Source organism: Nocardia cyriacigeorgica GUH-2 (genome assembly GCF_000284035.1).
GTDB lineage: Bacteria > Actinomycetota > Actinomycetes > Mycobacteriales > Mycobacteriaceae > Nocardia > Nocardia cyriacigeorgica_B.
Genome location: NC_016887.1, coordinates 2,758,513 through 2,774,528, shown reverse-complemented (window position 1 = coordinate 2,774,528; position 16,016 = coordinate 2,758,513). Strand labels below are relative to the sequence as shown.

Annotated in this window: 14 protein-coding genes; 4 read left to right on the top strand and 10 right to left on the bottom strand. The window is 68.8% G+C overall.

The window, feature by feature from the left end; translation table 11 throughout:
• Positions 1-18 precede the first annotated feature (18 nt).
• A complete protein-coding gene (locus tag NOCYR_RS12505) occupies positions 19-1,482 on the bottom strand; it encodes a glyceraldehyde-3-phosphate dehydrogenase (RefSeq protein WP_014350737.1) in 1,464 nt (487 codons plus the stop codon).
• A 127-nt stretch (positions 1,483-1,609) separates the two neighbouring features.
• The gene (locus NOCYR_RS12500; protein WP_014350736.1) at positions 1,610-2,233 is read right to left on the bottom strand and encodes a hypothetical protein; all 624 of its coding nucleotides are present in this window, start codon (positions 2,231-2,233) and stop codon (positions 1,610-1,612) included.
• 257 nt (positions 2,234-2,490) lie between these two features.
• Here NOCYR_RS12500 and NOCYR_RS12495 point away from each other — a divergent pair, with 257 nt between their 5' ends.
• Complete coding sequence (locus NOCYR_RS12495) at positions 2,491-3,714, top strand: oxygenase MpaB family protein (RefSeq protein WP_014350735.1); 1,224 nt, start codon at positions 2,491-2,493, stop codon at positions 3,712-3,714.
• Positions 3,715-3,845: 131 nt separating this feature from the next.
• Positions 3,846-3,995, top strand: a complete 150-nt coding sequence (locus tag NOCYR_RS29940; RefSeq protein ID WP_014350734.1) for a hypothetical protein — start codon at positions 3,846-3,848, stop codon at positions 3,993-3,995.
• On the opposite strand, the gene NOCYR_RS12490 is transcribed toward NOCYR_RS29940, so the two are convergent.
• The 4 genes from NOCYR_RS12490 to NOCYR_RS29230 form a co-directional block, all read right to left on the bottom strand.
• The gene (locus NOCYR_RS12490; protein WP_014350733.1) at positions 3,996-5,642 is read right to left on the bottom strand and encodes a hypothetical protein; all 1,647 of its coding nucleotides are present in this window, start codon (positions 5,640-5,642) and stop codon (positions 3,996-3,998) included. It lies immediately after the preceding gene.
• Positions 5,639-7,444: a hypothetical protein gene (locus tag NOCYR_RS12485; RefSeq protein ID WP_148280613.1), complete on the bottom strand. Its 1,806-nt coding sequence runs from the start codon at positions 7,442-7,444 to the stop codon at positions 5,639-5,641. Before NOCYR_RS12485 ends, NOCYR_RS12490 begins: the two co-directional genes overlap by 4 nt.
• 9 nt (positions 7,445-7,453) lie before the next feature.
• Positions 7,454-8,725 carry an ABC transporter substrate-binding protein gene (locus NOCYR_RS12480; RefSeq protein ID WP_014350731.1) on the bottom strand — a complete coding sequence of 424 codons (1,272 nt, stop codon included), beginning with the start codon at positions 8,723-8,725 and terminating at the stop codon, positions 7,454-7,456.
• Between the two features lie 162 nt (positions 8,726-8,887).
• On the bottom strand, positions 8,888-9,259 hold the full coding sequence (locus NOCYR_RS29230; RefSeq protein WP_081505388.1) for a DUF397 domain-containing protein: 372 nt from the start codon (positions 9,257-9,259) through the stop codon (positions 8,888-8,890).
• A 146-nt stretch (positions 9,260-9,405) separates the two neighbouring features.
• On the opposite strand from NOCYR_RS29230, the gene NOCYR_RS12465 reads away from it, so the two are divergent.
• Positions 9,406-10,932, top strand: a complete 1,527-nt coding sequence (locus tag NOCYR_RS12465) for an alpha/beta hydrolase (protein WP_158430158.1) — start codon at positions 9,406-9,408, stop codon at positions 10,930-10,932.
• A gap of 164 nt (positions 10,933-11,096) precedes the next feature.
• Here NOCYR_RS12465 and NOCYR_RS12460 read toward each other — a convergent pair whose 3' ends face one another.
• Complete coding sequence (locus NOCYR_RS12460; RefSeq protein ID WP_048833302.1) at positions 11,097-11,657, bottom strand: hypothetical protein; 561 nt, start codon at positions 11,655-11,657, stop codon at positions 11,097-11,099.
• A 289-nt stretch (positions 11,658-11,946) separates the two neighbouring features.
• Here NOCYR_RS12460 and msrA point away from each other — a divergent pair, with 289 nt between their 5' ends.
• The gene (gene msrA, locus NOCYR_RS12455; protein ID WP_014350728.1) at positions 11,947-12,462 is read left to right on the top strand and encodes a peptide-methionine (S)-S-oxide reductase MsrA; all 516 of its coding nucleotides are present in this window, start codon (positions 11,947-11,949) and stop codon (positions 12,460-12,462) included.
• 4 nt (positions 12,463-12,466) lie between these two features.
• Here the strand turns inward: msrA and NOCYR_RS12450 are convergent, their stop codons facing one another.
• Genes NOCYR_RS12450 through NOCYR_RS12440 form a run of 3 tightly spaced genes read right to left on the bottom strand, consistent with a single transcriptional unit; the run spans position 12,467 to position 16,008 of the window.
• Positions 12,467-13,897, bottom strand: a complete 1,431-nt coding sequence (locus NOCYR_RS12450) for an MFS transporter (RefSeq protein WP_014350727.1) — start codon at positions 13,895-13,897, stop codon at positions 12,467-12,469.
• Positions 13,894-14,592, bottom strand: a complete 699-nt coding sequence (locus tag NOCYR_RS12445; protein WP_014350726.1) for a hypothetical protein — start codon at positions 14,590-14,592, stop codon at positions 13,894-13,896. Before NOCYR_RS12445 ends, NOCYR_RS12450 begins: the two co-directional genes overlap by 4 nt.
• A gap of 12 nt (positions 14,593-14,604) precedes the next feature.
• On the bottom strand, positions 14,605-16,008 hold the full coding sequence (locus tag NOCYR_RS12440; protein WP_014350725.1) for a condensation domain-containing protein: 1,404 nt from the start codon (positions 16,006-16,008) through the stop codon (positions 14,605-14,607).
• Between the last annotated feature and the right edge of the window lie 8 nt (positions 16,009-16,016).

Genomic DNA, 16,016 nt, shown 5'->3' with positions numbered 1-16,016 from the left:
GTAGAGCCGACCGGCGAATCAGCCGGCGACGGCCGCAACCGTCTGCGATGCCTCGAGCTGCGGGTACGTCGGGTATTCGATGCCCGAGATGTACTGCACGGTGCGCACCACCTGGCACGAGTAGCCGAACTCGTTGTCGTACCAGACGTAGAGGATGGCGGTGTCGCCTTCGACGATGGTGGCGTTGGCGTCGATGATGGAGGCGGCGCGGGAGCCGATGAAGTCGCTGGAGACGACGTCGGTGGCGGCGGTGTAGTCGACGTTGCGGCTCAGCGGGCCGGACAGGGAGACCCGGCGCATGTAATCGTTCACCTCGGCCTTGGTGGTTTCCCGCTCGAGGTGCAGGTTGAGGATGGCCATCGAGACGTCGGGGGTGGGGACGCGGATGGAGTTGCCGGTGATCTTGGCCTTGAAATCGGGCATCGCCTTGGCGACGGCGGAGGCGGCGCCGGTCTCGGTGAGCACCAGGTTGAACGGCGCGGAGCGGCCGCGGCGGTCGGCGTTGTGGTAGTTGTCGAGCAGGTTCTGGTCGTTGGTGAACGAGTGCACCGTCTCCACGTGGCCGCGGATGATGCCGAATTCGTCGTCCATGGCCTTCAGCGGCGGCACGATCGCGTTGGTGGTGCAGGAGGCGCAGGAGAAGATCTGCTGCGACAGGTCCAGGCTGCGGTGATTGACGCCGTGCACGATGTTGGGGACGTCGCCCTTGCCGGGCGCGGTGAGCACGACCTTCGCGATGCCGGGGCGCAGGTGCTTGGACAGACCCTCGCGGTCGCGCCACTTGCCGGTGTTGTCGATCAGGATGGCATCGTTGATGCCGTACTCGGTGTAGTCGACGGCCGACGGATCGTTGCTGTAAATGAACTTGATGACGTTGCCGTTGGCGATGATGGTGTCGTTGTCGGCGTCGACCTTGATGGTGCCGTTGAACTGGCCGTGCACCGAATCGCGGCGCAGCAGCGAGGCGCGCTTGACCAGGTCGTCGGCGCCGCCGCGGCGCACCACCACCGCGCGCAGGTTCAGGCCGTTGCCGGAGCCGGCCTTCTCGATGAGCAGCCGGGCCACCAGGCGGCCGATGCGCCCGAAGCCGTACAGGACCACATCGCGCGGCCCGTTGGACTGCACCTTGCCGTTGGTCACATCGGCGAGGATCGTGGCGGTGAATTCGCGGATCGACAGGCCGCGGTCGTCGGCGCGGTAGGCCATGATCAGCTGACCGAGGTCGATCTTGCAGGGGCCGAGGTCCAGCTCGGTGAGCGTCTGCAGGACGGGCAGCGTCTGCTCGACCGACAGTTCCTCGCCCTCGATCTGGCGGGCGAAGCGGTGCGTGCGCAGGATGCTGATCACCGACTTGTTCACCAGCGATCGGCTGTGCAGCAGGATGGTGACGCCCTTGTCTCGGTACAACGTGCCGATGATGGGGATCATCGCCTCCGCGGCTGCTTCCTGGCTGTTCCAGCGGTCGAGTTGTTCAGTCGTCAACGCAGATCCTCGGGCTTGATCGAAGTGTTCGCCGCATAAATGCTAGTCAGGCCCGGTGATATCACCGGAGTCGGCTACCGGCTTGTGAGATCCGCTGATGGCGCGCACCGCGATACGCCGTCGCGGCTCAGCCCGCGGGCCAGCCGCCGTTGCGTTGGCGCATATCGCTCGCGCGGGCGTCGCCGGCGAGGTGCTCGATGCCGAGCTTCTCCGCGAACAGGTGCCGCTGGGTGATCCAGCCGAGCACCGACAGCCCGATCCAGGCCAGCGTGGAGGTGACCTGCTGCCAGCCGGGGTCGGGGCTGCGCAGGAACTCGAGCGAGTCGCTCATCCGGGCGACGCCGCTGAGGATCATGCTGGCGCCACCGATGGAGGTCAGCCACAGCAGGGCGCGGGCGCGGAACTTCTGCGCGAGGAACGCACCGGCCACACAGACCGCGAGCGCGACGATCATGCTCAGCGCCCAGTTCTTGTCGCCGGGCTGCAGCACCATCGCCAGTTTGGTGCCGATCATCGCGCCGGTGAGCCCGCCGATGAAATACGAGGCGAACCGGAAGATCAGCGAGGTCACCACCCACGACGAGATCGCACCGATCAGGCCGATGAGCAGCAGCCACCAGAACGAGGCGTTGAACAGGTCGGCGATCATCCAGCCGAGCCCGAATCCGATGGCCAGGATCCCCAGGTGGACCGACCGGATGCCGTAGAAGCACAGCAGGACGCCGACGACCGCGACCACGATGCCGTTCATCGGCACCCCTTTCGACTGCCGGACCATCACTGGGCGAGCGGGCGGACCCACCACGCGCGGAACCGACGCTAGGGGCCGTCCGCAGCCGGCGAATCACCCCCTGCGGGTGAACTGCCGATGCCCGCCGAACCAGCTCTGGCAGAGAGTCTTGCCAAACCGTCATTTCTGGTAGAGACTCTTGCCAGAAGCTGCGAACGAGAGCACCGGTCGATCCATCCCGGTGCCCGCTGTGCGCGCCAACTCAAAGGAGAGTGACCATGGCTTCGACGATCCCCGGCCGCCACCCGGACGCACCACAGACCGTCCCGGGGCTCGGGCTGGCACCGTTCGCGCGTGCGCTCGGCCTGCACAAGCCCACCTCGGCGCAGTTCGCCGAATGGGGCGCGGCCCTGACAATCGGTGATGAGCCGATGGACGAGCTGGTCGCCTGGATGTACCGCGAAGGAATGGCGAACACCCGCCCGCTGTTCGAGCGCGCCCTGCGCGAGGGGATCGCCGCGGTGCCCGAAGCCCCCGAGCCGCTGCGGGGGTTCTTCGACTACGTCGAGGCGGTTCCGGATTGGGTCGATTGGAACAAGATTCGCCATGCCGAGCTCGTCTTCGGCCTCGGCGGACGTGACGGGCTCTACGTCGCCCGGGATATGTCGTTCCTCGGCGGGTACCTGGCCTCCGGGTTCAACAAGACCCTGTTGCGCACCGGGGCTTTGGAGAAGGGGCCGGCCAAGCGGTTCGCCGAGACGACGCAGTGGGCGATGGACGTCACCTCGACCGACGGAATGCGCCGGCTCGGTCTCGGCTACCGGTCGACGGTGCATGTGCGGATGATCCATTCGATGGTCCGCCGCCATATCGCGGCCCAGCCGGACTGGCGTGGCGAGGAGTGGGGTCTGCCGATCAACCAGACCGATATGGCCGCCACCCTGATCGGCGCGCTCATCGCGCCCATGATCGGCGCGATCGGTATGGGCGCGCTGGTGACGCCCCGCGACGCCGACGCCGTCGCGCACTTCACCCGCTACGTCGGCTGGGTGATGGGCGTGCAAGAACGCTTCCTGCCCAAGGATTTCCGCGACAGCGTGCGCATCCTGTACCACACCATGACGGCCATCACGAACCCCGACAAGACCTCACCCCAGTTGGCGCTGCCGATGCGCGATGAACCGCTGAGCTGGCATTACGACCATCTCGCCGGACCGCGCCGCCGCATCGCCCGATCGCAGCACCTGTCGATCGCCACCATGCTGCTCGGCCCCGACGCGATGAAGAAACTCGGCCTGCCCGCCTATACGCCGCCGTGGTACCCGATGCTGCGCGCGCCGATCAACCTCGCCCGCTCGGCGTGGGCGCGGGTGATTCCTGGCCAGTTCGAACGCTCGGCGGCGCGTGGGCGGGCCGCGCAGATCGCGTTCATCCGCACGCTGACCGGGGCCGATACCGCCGTCGTCGGGGATTCGGCGCACCAGATCCACCAGGCTGCCTGATCCGGCCGGCTGCGCAACCCTGCGTCTTCGTCCCGGCAGCGCAGCCCCGTGTTCACCGCGAAAGTTCCTCGCACCGGCGTGATCGAACTCGTCGGGAGCGGGTACTGCGTGGGAAACACCGAGGAGGACTCATGCCGCGACAGAACGACACCGACGACACCGACGAGCCCGAGGGCGGACGTCCCGGCCCCACCGATCAGGGTCGCGACGGCGGGATGGCGACCCGCGAAGTGGCTCCGGAGCTGGCCGAGACCGACGGCGCCCAGGAACCGCCGGACTGATCAATCGCCCGGCACGCTCTCTTCGAGCGCCAGCGGCCAGTGGCCGATGCTGCTGCGCGGTGCGATGCCGTACTGCCGGATCGCGAGGTCACGGTAGTCGGCGGCGGTCAGCGCGCGCGGGTTGAGCCGGAGCGCGTGGGCGAGCCAGCCGGTCGCTTCCTTGACCGCGACGCGCGGTAGGCGTTGCGGGTCGGGGCCGAGCACATCGTCGGCGCAGCGCGGGTCGACGATCACAGCGGCGGCCAGGTGCTGGAGGCAGCGGGCCACCGCGTGTTCGTCGCAGAGCGCGAGGTTCGCGGTGAGCGAGATGCGCCAGCAGCGCAGCGCCCGGATCCCCTCGCCGCGCGCCCACCACACATGACCGAGGATCTCGTGCATGTGCGCGCGGCCGCCCGGGTCGCGGCCCTGGCTGGTCAGCGCCTCGGCCAGTTCGAGGCGATCCTGTGCGTCGTCGAGGCGGCCCTGACACAGCAGGACCACACCGAGGTTGACCAGCGCGCACACCTCGCCGGGGATGTCCTCGCGCGGCAGCAGCCACCAGACTCGTTCGAGCCGCTTGCGGCCCAGCTCCAGTTGCTCCGGGTCTGCCGCTGCCGGATCGGGCAGCTCGGCGAGGGCCGTCGCGTGTTCGCGGCGGGCCGCCAGATCGGCATAGCGGCCGCCTTCGCCGTTGCGGGGTGTGCGGTCGGTCCGGCCGGCGCGCAGCGTCACCTGGGCGGCGTGTGCGCCGAAGGTGTCGAGCCCGGGCAGCTCGGCCACCGCCTCGGCCAGTTCCACGTCGTATCCACCGGTGCGCGCGTGCCACACATCGAGAGCGTCGGTGATCCGGATCAGGCCGGGTGTCGCGCTGCGCGGTAGTCGAGCTCCGTGTGCCGCGCAGCCGAGGACGAGCCGGCGCAGGAACGATTCTTCCGCCTCGAACCAGCCTCGCGCGGCGGCGGCGAAGCGGAGCGTGCCGAGACCGGTCGCCCAGCGTTCGGCCTGGTCGGCGTGGTGACGTGCCAGTGCGGTGATCGCGGCTTGCCACTGGACTTGGGTCTGTATCCCGGCCATCGCGCGCGCCGGTGGCATCGTGACGACGCGGTACTGCTGCACTCCGGCGACCTCGACGCAGCCCTGGCGTTCTAGTTCGGCGAGCAGCAGCGGCGCGGTCGGGTACGCGGGGTCCTCGGCCGCGGGGATGCGGGTGGGGGCGTCCAGTATCGCCGTCAGCACCTCGAGCAAGGCAGCGGCGGTGTATTCGTGCACGGGCAGCGCACCCAGCACTCTCGCTTCGACACCGGAGCCGGCGCGCACCGCGCCCGGGCGCGGGGCACACGTGTGCACGCCGATCGGGGTCTCGGCATCGTCGAACTGAGCGAGTAGTTCGAGTTCACGTGCCGTATAAGGGCTTTCGCGCAGTCTGCGCTGTTCGGCCGACAACCACCGGACCACCAGCACCACGACGACGATCACGCCGATCACCAGTAGCCCCACCGAGATCAGCAGGCCGATACCGCGTTCGAGGAACAGGCTCGACACGATATTGATCACCAGACCGAGCAGGATCGCGCCGGCCAGCGCCCCGCCGCCGAACCGGAGCCGGATCCCGGTCGACGGCACCGCACGCACCACCGGGGACCGCGGCCGCCGCGTCTGCTCGGTCACCGCAGCACTCCTCCGGTGAGCGCAGGCACCAGGAACCGTCGCCAGGTCGCCAGTAGCAGCGTGACCGGAACGATCGCGAAAACCAGTGCACCGGCGGCCAGTTGCGGCAGGTTCTCCTCGAAGTGGCGGGCCTCGCCCCACAGCAGCAGCGACCACGGGCTCACCCCCGCGCCGCTGATCATCAGGCTGACGAAGAAGTCGTTCCACACCTGCACGAACTCCAGCACCGCGGCCGCGACCACCGCGCCGCCGACCCCGGCCCACAGTCGTCGCGCCACTGCACCCGGCCGGGCCAGGCCATGGATCGACGCGGTGCGCGGATTCTCCGCCGCCGCCCGCAGCGCGCCGCGCAGGATCAGCACGGTGACCGGAATGCCGGCCGCCGCGTGCACCAGCATCAACGGATACTGCGTGCCCGAGAACCCCAGCGCCCCACTCACCTGGTCGATCGGCCCTAGGTACATCTGGGCGGGCAGCACGGCCAGCACCACCAGCCCGGTGATGGCGATGCGGAATCGCCAGGTGCCCGAGGCGGTGGTCGACAGCCAGCGTGCCACCGGCAGCGCCGCCGAGACCGCGAGCACGGTGGCGACGGTTGCTACCAGGGTCGTCAGGCCGAGCGTCGACGGCAGGCCCGCCTCCCAGACCCGGCCGAGCGCGGGCCAGCCGCGGCCACCCGGCCGGCGCGTCGACACCCACAGCAAGACGAGCAACGGCGTCGCGAACACCACCGCCACCAGCACCGCGAAGACGGTGGTGGGCCACTGGGTGCGCGGCACACCGTATGGTTCGTGCGGATTCGGGCGTAGCGGTAGCCGAATCTCCCTGGCGCCGCCCGCTTTCCACAGCGCGAACGCGCACATTCCCACCAGGACGGCCAACGGCACCGAATACATCGCTGCCTCGGCGGTGCTGCTCTCCCCTGTCACCAGTCGCCACCAGCGCACGGTCGCACTGTCGCGCTGGTACTGATAGGAGGCCGGTACGCCGATGAGGATCACGTCGAAAACCCGTGCCGCGGCGACCACCACGGCAATGCCGGTGACCAGCAGCACCGGCTGCATCAGCCGCAGCAGACGCCACATCAGCACCGCGGGCCGGAAGGAGGTGGTGGGTCCGGTGAGGTAACCCCAGCGCACGGAGTCGGATTCGATCGCGCGCAGCGCCGCCGAGAAGATGCCGGCGAGGAAACCGAACCAGGTCCACCAGAAGGCGAACAGCGGCATCCACCGATATCCGGTGCGGAACGTGTCGACGTCGCCCACGGGCACCGCCTGGTCGAACATCACCCGGAACGCCAGACCCGAGACGAACGCGGCGATCCCAAACGGCACCACCAGCGGCAACCACACCCAGCGCACCCCGCGCCCGAACCAGGCCGCGGCCAGCGCCAACGCCATCAACACCAGACCGGCGGCCACGAACAACAAGGTGCGCGCGTACACCCCGAGCTCGTCGGCGCCGGCGAGGCGGCAGAACAGCAACGGACCGGGCGCCAGCACCACGGCATAGACCGTCCACATGAGCGCTCGCGGCTGCGGACGCACCGCCTTCCGCAGCACGAAGACCGCGACGACCCCGCACGCGAGCACCGCCAGCGGCACGCCCACCCGGGCCCCGGCCGTCGCCACCGTCCACGCCGAGGCGACGAGTAATACGGCCAGCAGCAGCGCCGCGGGCACGAGCTGGGTGCGTTCCCATCCGCGCCAGGGGTGCCTGCCGCCGATCAGCGCGCCACGCATTCGTCGCGTCGCGAGCTCGAATCGCACACCGTTGCTGGAGAAACCGGGGTTCGTGGTCATGCCGTGCACTCACCGTCCGGCCAGCGCGAGAACGGCCTGATTGACCGCGCGGACGACGTGGGCGCGGTCGGCGTCGACGGCGATCAGGTACTCGGTCAGCACCCGCCACAATTCGTGCCGCCCACCGGCCGGGCCGAACCGGTCGGGCAGCTCGAAGACCACCGCCTCGCGCAGGCGCTGGGCCGACATCCGCAAGAACGGCGAATAGGCGGCGTCGGTGGCCAGATTCGGGGCGAGGAAGCCGTGGAAGGAGTTGATCCACTGCAGCGGTGCCGAGGGCGCGGCCAGCGCGACGAGCACCTGCTTTGCCCGCTCGTCGGCGGCCCGGTTCAGCACCAGCGCATCGCCGCCGAAGATCCGGGGCTCGGGCCCATCGGCTTCCACTGCCGGAAATCCCGTGACCCCCACGACGTCATAAGGATTGCGGCCCGAGGCCACGACGGCTTTGCGCACGACCGGCTCGGCGAAATCCGGTGCGACCACCATCACGGCCCGGCGCCGTTCGAACACCTCCCGCACCGCATCCGAGAACTGCATGGTCAACGCTGTGCCGATGCCGCCGGGATAGGCCGCATCGTGGACCGACCAGGTGCCCAGCCGGTGCAGGGCGGCGCGCACGGCGTCGCGTTCCCAGACCGCGTCCGGGCCCGCGGCGGCGAGTTCGGTGTAGGTGTCCGGAGATTCGGCGTAGAGCAGGTTTTCGAACAGGTCGGTCAGCGCCCAGCCGTCGCCGGCGGCGAGCGCGAGCAGGTGGATGTCCTTGCCGGCGAGGAACTCGATGCGGGTCAGCCAGTCCTCCAATGTCCACCGGGACGGATCGCCGATCTCGTATTTCCGCGCCGAATCCCGGTCGAACCAGACCAGCGACTTGTCCGCCGTCTTGAACGGCACACCGTAAGGGCGTCCGTCGTGATAGAGCAGCCCGCGCCAGACCGGCGGATAGCGCGGCTCCTGCGCTTCATCGGCCCACAGCGATTCGGGTACCTCCTGCAGCGCCCCCTGCGCCGCCAGCTCCCGCACACGCCCCGCCAGCGGCAACATCACCAGTTCCGGCGCCGAACGTCCCCCGGTCAACGCGGTACCGATCTCGTCACCGAGCGGAATCACATCCACCGACCCTGCCAACCCCAGCGCCTCCAGCACCCGCCGGAACGCCGCGAGCTCCGACCCGCTCCACGACACCGCGATCCGCACCGCCCCCGGCGTCCCCAGCACACCATCACCGCACCCGGCCAGCGAGGCGGCCAGCGCCGCATGCAGAAACGTCCGACGGGCCAGCATCGTCCCCCAGATCCAGGTGTGGTCTCCTCCGAATGGGGACCTATTATGCTATGCGGCAGATCTTTTCGTAGCGTTACGCGTGATCTGCAGCGATCGACCCCATGGCCTCGAGTTGCCAGCCGTCCCCTGCCCGCCGGGACGCGTCGAGCAACCTTCTCGCGGTTATGCCGCAGCGAATTCCCCCACCGCGATGCCCGAGACGAACGCTTCCCACTCGGCCCATGTAAACCGCAGCGACACCCCACCGAAGGACACCACCACCCCATCGACACCCCGAGCCACCACCGGCAACCCTGTCCCCGCCGAGGACTCGCCATCGACAACGCTGTCGAGAAACTCCCCCCACCGCGCGGCCGGCATCTCGATCACAGGCTGCCGAGCCGGATCGACCGCTGGCGCACGCAGGTACTTGCTGTCCCGCATGAGCACCGACTCACCGCGAAACGGACCTCCACGCAGTTGGCCGCCTCCTTGGCGAAGCTGGACTTGAACCACGTAGTTGCCGCGCCGGTCGTGCTCGTGCAGTCGATGCATGCTGGCGTGCTGTACGGTCGATCAACTCCAGCGATCCGGGTGGATATCGGCCTGAATCAGGGGTCGATGTCGATCCAAAGGAGGATGCTCGGCCGGGTGGGGCGGCGGATCATCGGGGCGTGCGGTGGACTCGAACGGTTCTTGCGGTGGTTACAGCTTTGGTGGTGGCCGGGTGCGTGAGTTCGGGGCAGCAGGATCGCCCGGATGATGGGGCTGCGCAGCGTGAGCGGCTGGTCGCGGAGGCGGATGCTGCGCCTACTCCCCGGCTGGAGTGGGTGCCGTGTGGGGAGCCGGGGCTCGAGCGGTATGAGTGTGCGCGGGCGCAGGTTCCGCTGGACTACGCACGGCCGGATGGGGAGACGTTGTCGCTGGCGGTGATTCGCCGGCCCGCGGCCGATCCTGGACGTCGGATCGGGACGGTGTTCGGCGCGGTCGGCGGGCCCGGTGGGTCCGGGTACGACTGGGCTCGTGATACCGATCTGATGTCGGGTGAGATCGCGCAACGCTTCGACGTGGTGACCTTCGATCAGCGCGGGATCGGGCGCAGCGGGCAGGTCAGGTGTTTCGCTGATGACGCTGCACAGCAACAGTTCTGGGACGGTCTTCGGATCCCACCGGTGAATCCCGATCAGGAAAAGGCCGCGGCCGCGGCGGCTCGTGCATTGGCCGCGGGGTGCGCCGAGCACAGCGGTCCCATGCTGCCGTACCTGACCACCGTCGACGCGGCGCGCGACCTGGATCTCCTGCGGCGCGCCGTCGGTGACTCGCAGATGAACTACATCGGGTACTCCTACGCCAGCTACCTGGGCCAGGTGTATGGCGCGCTGTTCGCCGAGCGGGTGCGCGCGTTGCAGCTCGGTTCGATGATCGACCCGCAGCGGTACACCAACGACAGCGTGACCGCGCTCGGTGATGCCGCCGCAGGCACCGAAGAGGTGCTCACCGAATTTCTCCGGCAGTGCGAGGCCAGTGGAACCGCCGAATGCGCCTTCGCCGGTGCGAACGTACGGCAACGGCATACCGCGTTGCTCGATCGGCTCGAGCAGGCCCCGATCGTCATCGGATCGGGCACCGACGCCCTGCCTTTCAGCTACCACGATCTGATGCTGGTGCATGCCGCCCTGCTCTACGACCCCGATCAGGGCTGGTCCGCACTGGCCCAGCTGCTGGCCGAACTCGGACGCGGGCCGCTCGGCGATCCGGCTGCCGCCCGCGCGGTGCTGGCGGCGGCACCGTTCAGCTACGACTTCCTCGAGTCCTTCGTCGCGATCACTTGCGCCGACAACACCCTGCCGCGCGATCCGGGCCGCTGGCCCGAACTCACCCGCGAACTCGACCGGACCGCACCCACTTTCGGCGGCTACTGGCTGTACCCGCTGCAAGCGTGCGCCTCCTGGCAGGTGCCCGAGTACCCGCAGCGCTACACCGGACCGTGGACGCTGCACACCCAGACCCCGGCGCTGCTGATCAACAACCGGTTCGACCCCGCCACTCCCCTGCCCGCCGCTCAGCGGGCGCAGCAGGAACTCGGCAACGCCCACCTGATGGTGATCCCCGGCTACGGCCACGACCCGACCAGTCCGTGCGTGCGCGCCGTTCAGGAGCGCTATCTGATCGAGCTGGTACTGCCCGACAGTGGCTGCCCGGCGGCGCACGTGCCGTTCACCAGGTGAATCGCGGAGCCGAGCGCCACTGTCGCAGTGCGCGCTCGGCAGCCGATGACGGGCGACCCGATCTGCAGGCCAGGGTCGCCCGGGCGCTCCGTGAGCTCGCCCGGGCGACCCTTGTGTGACGGCGTGATGGGCGCCTCACCCGCACGATCGCGGGGCCGGCGACACTACGGCGTCGAGAATCCGATCAACGCTCCGATCCCCGCGCCGATCGGCACGGTGACCAGGGCGCCGACGCCGCCGAGGAAGAATCCGAGGACCGCGCCGATACCGGCGCCGATCAGCGCCCCGACGCCGGCATTGTGCTGTTTGCGGGCCAGGGTGGCCGCGTCGTCGTCGACGAAGGAGGCGATGCGGTCGGTGGTCGCGGCGGGCGCGCCGACCGGGGTGAGGGTGAGGGTGCGGCCCGCGTCGGTGATCTGTGGTGTGAGGCCGAATTTGTGGCCGTCGGCGACGAAGGCCATCGGGAGGGTGGCGACGACCCGGCCTGCGCCGTCGGTGAGGGTGACGGCCGTACCCCCGGTGGTGAGGGCGAAGCTGCCTTGGTCGACGGTGGCGGAAACGGCCTTGCCGTCGGCGGTCGGGCCCGCGGTGTAGCCGATGCCCTGGTCGGCGCCCTGCACAGCGACGGTGTGGACGGCCGGCGGTTCCGCCTGAACGACACCCGTGGTTGCCCCGAGCATTGCGATGGCGAGTACAGCGGTGACGGTGAAACGTTTGACTCTCATCTGATCCCCACTTGTCGGTGCGGCGCGACGGCCGATACGTCCCCTGAAGCCGAATGACGGCCCGTTTCATTGTCATCGATATACCGTTGCGCCACAAGGGTGTTCGCCGAGGAGTAGCTATCGGGCGGCCGGAGTGCCCTGCACCGACTGGCCGGCGACGGTATACCGAGCCACTCTCGCCCGAGGGTTGCGGAATTATCCGATGCCGCGACACGTTCTATGGTCGACCGGAAGCACGGGTTCGAGACCCCGGACTTCGCCATCGGAACGGTGAGGAGAAGGAGACGGCATGAGCGATCCACGGACAGCGGTTCTGGCGGGCGGATGCTTCTGGGGAATGCAGGACCTGATCCGCAAGCAGCCCGGAGTCCTGTCGACCCGTGTCGGCTACACCGGCGGGACCAACGACCACCCGACCTACCGCAATCATCCCGGGCACGCCGAGGCCGTCGAGATCGTCTACGACCCGGATCAGACCGACTACCGCGCCCTGCTGGAGTTCTTCTTCCAGATCCACGACCCGACCACCAAGGATCGCCAGGGCAACGACATCGGCACCAGCTACCGGTCGGCCATCTTCTACCTCGACGAAGACCAGCGCCGCACCGCCCTGGAGACCATCGCCGACGTCGAGGATTCCGGGCTGTGGCCGGGCAAAGTGGTCACCGAGGTGACGCCGGCAAGCGAGTTCTGGGAGGCCGAGCCCGAGCACCAGGACTACCTCGAACGCTTCCCCGACGGGTACACCTGCCACTTCCCGCGCCTGGGCTGGAAGCTACCCAAGCGCAGCACCGCGACGCAGTAGCCGGCTACTCGACGTGAGCGCGGTCGCCGGCCTCCGGCATCGCCAGCGTCAACCCGGCCAGCCCCATCGCCACCACGGCGATCGCCGCCATCATGGTGATGGTGCCGCCGACGGTGTGGGAACCGAAGAACAGCGTCGTCAAGACCGCGAGCCCGACCGCGTTCCCCACCTGCTCGATCGTCGGCAGCACACCGGAGGCCTCCGACATGCGGTCCGCGTCCAGCCCGGACAGCATGATCGGCTGCAACTGCACCCCGAAAATGCCGACCCCGAAACCGGAGGCGAACACCGGCCCGGCCCACAGCAGCGCATTGATTTCGCCCCCGCTCAGGTGCAGGTAGGTCGCACCCGCGGCCATGCATCCACCGAACAGCGCGAGGCCTGCGGCGAGGACGCGAATCCCCCAGCGCTGCACCAGGATCAGTGAACTGATCGCCCCGGTTCCGGCCCCTACCGCGAACAGCGTCATCACCAGCCCGGCGCGCCATGGCGAATAGCCGAACACATCCTGCATGGTGATCGAGGCGGCGAAGACGAAGGCGGTGAACAGCCCGAAGAACGCGCCGACCAGCACGGATCCGATGCGGAAGCCGCGGTCGGCGAACAGGTCCAGCCGCAGCAGCGCACTCGCATCGCGCTCGGCCCGCCTGCGCTGATGGACCAGGAACATTGCCGTCAACGCCACACCGACAGCGATCACCGCGACCAGCTCCGTCCGCCAGCCGCGCTGCTGGATCTCGGCGAGCGCGAAGATCAACGCGAACAACCCGGCCGTGGACAACGCCACCCCACCCAGATCCAGCCGGTCACGACCCTCCGGCCGCCCCAGCCGCAGGAATCGCCAGGCCAGCGCGAAGGCGAACACACCGATGGGCAGGTTGATCAAGAACACCGACCGCCACCCCCAGCCGCCGATATCGAGGGTGATCAGCGCGCCGCCGACAATGGGCCCGAGCATCCCGGCGAACCCCGCCACACCTCCATACAGCGCGAACACCAGCGGATGACGTTCCCGCGGAAAACTGGCGGTCAGAATAGCGATCGTCTGGGCCGCCATCCCGGCACCGGCCGCACCCTGAACCACGCGCGCGATCACCAGCTCCATCGCGCCGGTAGCCAGCCCGCACCACAGCGACGCGGCCGTGAACGCCGCCACCGAGGCCAGAAACATCAGTCGCCGGCCCACCATGGCGCCGATCCGGGCGGCCGTCAGCAGAGTGCAGGCGAAGGCCAGCGAGTAACCGGAGATCACCAGCAGCTGCGCCGACCGGGACGCACCGAGTTCGGCGGTCAGGTTCGGCAGCGCGGTGTTGACGATCGTCACGTCGATCATCTGCATGAACACCGCGATCAGGCAGCCGGCGAAGGCCAGCCAGGCCGGCAGCTCGCCGCGTACCTTCGCCCGCAGCGTCGCCAGATCCGGCACCATCGTCATGCGGTGAGCTCCAGTAGCGCCCGCTGACCCGACAGCGCCAGCTGGGTGGGGAAGCTCATCCGCACCAGCCGATGCGGTGCCGCCTCCTCGAAATGAGCGATGAACGGCGGCAGGATGCCACCGATCACCTTGTCCAGCAACATGTTCACCTGCGCGAATCCCGGTCGCAGCCGCACCTGCCAGCACGGCACCGCGCCGGCGGGCACCTCGACGGTGATGCGTTTCTCGATCTTGGCGATCAGCGGCCAATGCACCGAGAAGGCCAGCCACACGTCGATCTGCTCCACGTGGCCCTCGGTGAATTCCAGCCCGCGTAGCAGCGTCAGACCACCGGCGATCGGCATGATGTTCAGCGGGAACGGTGCCGGGCCCGCCCCGAATTGCAAGTGCGTGGTGTGCAGGAAGGTCGCCTCTTCCCGCGACACCACCGTGCCGCCGGAACGCGTTTCGGCGCGATAGTGCTCGGCGCGCAACCGCTCACCGGCCCGTTTGAACCGCTGCTCGATGGTCATCGCCAGTTCGGTGCCACCGCGTCCGGCCCCGCCGATGCGCGCTTCGACCGTCGACAGGTACCCGCCGGGCTCGCGGACGATGAGGTTGGTCATCTCGAAGCCCTGTGGCTGGTCGGCGGGCCGGACCGAATACACCGATTTCTCGCCGTCGGGAATCCACGGATCCCGGAACACGGTGGGCACATATCCTCCTGGTCAGTGGGCTTCCGCGGTCGCGGCGATCGCCACGAACACCGATTTCATGGCGGCGACGTAGCGGTCCACCGAGGCGTGCGCGATCTCGGTGCCGGGATAGATGACGCTCAACCAGGTCCCCGTCGGCAGCCGGTTGATCCAGATGAGCACCTCCTCCGACGCCGCGCGGTTGGCGTACACCCCGGCGGTGATCTCGTCGAAGAATTCGTGCCCGGCGAAATCCCTGGCGTCGATGAACGAGATCATCGGGGTGACCCAGCCCGGCTCGGCCTTGATCTCGGAATCGGCCGGTAACAGCTCCAGCACCCGGTGGAACGAGGTGGGCGCCAGCCGGAGCCCGTTCTCGTAGGCGCGCTGGGCGATGGTCAGTGCCCGGGTGTACGGGGTGGACGGTCCGAGCGGGAAGGCGACCGGCACCAGCGTCACGTACCAGCCCACCGAATTGCCCTCGGCCGCCGAGGTCCGGGTGCTGATCGGTGTCATGCCGAAGTAGTAGTCGGAATCGGTGAGTTCGCGTTCGGCCAATGCCGCGGCCGCGAACGCACCTCCGACGAATTCGGCGTCGTGGGCGCGGCACACCTGCTCGAACCTGGCCGCGTCGTCCTCGTCGAGCAGCAGGATGCTGCGGTGGGCGCTGCGGTTGTAGCCGTCGCCGCGCTTGCCGAGATCCAGTGGGAACGATGGCAACCGGTTGTCGTTGCCGCGCAACAACTCGAGCCATTTCCGCACGCCCGGCGAGGACAAGGTCAGCTGGTCGGCGTGCGCGCGTTCGGCGACGCAGTAGTCCAGGTAGCTCGCCGCCGGCGGCAGCGGCTCCGCCTCGCCCCACATCTGGCCCGCGTACAGCTGGGCGAAATCGGAGGCGGACAGGTACTGGCCCAGCCCGTCGGTATGCAGATGATCGACGGCGAGGTACACCGTGGTCGATTCGCCGTGCTCGATCGCACCGAAGGTGAAGCAATCCCATTGGAACGGGCCCGGAGTCGTCTTCTCCACGTGGGTGCGAATCGACTCCGGGTCGTCGATCATGCCGTAGTCGATCGGTACGAATTCGACGGCGTCCTCGGGCACCAGGTGCCGTCGCAGTGCCCCACCGGGTTCGAAGGCGAACCAGGTGCGGAAGGTGTCGTGACGCAGCAGGAACTGGTGGATGACCCGCGTCATCGTGTCGCGGTCCAGGTCCGCGATCGGGATTTCCGCGGTGACCAGGCACAGCCCGGAGAACCGGAATTCGGCGTGCGCGTGCCGGTCGGCCAGCCGCAGATACTGTTCCTGTTGCAACGACGGCGGTGCCGGATGCACCGGCGCCTGCTGTGCGCGTTCCAGCGACCGCGGCGAGGCGACCCAGGTGATGAGCCGGCCGGGCGCCGGTGTCCATTCATCGATGAGACCGAAATCGACCATGGCGGTGA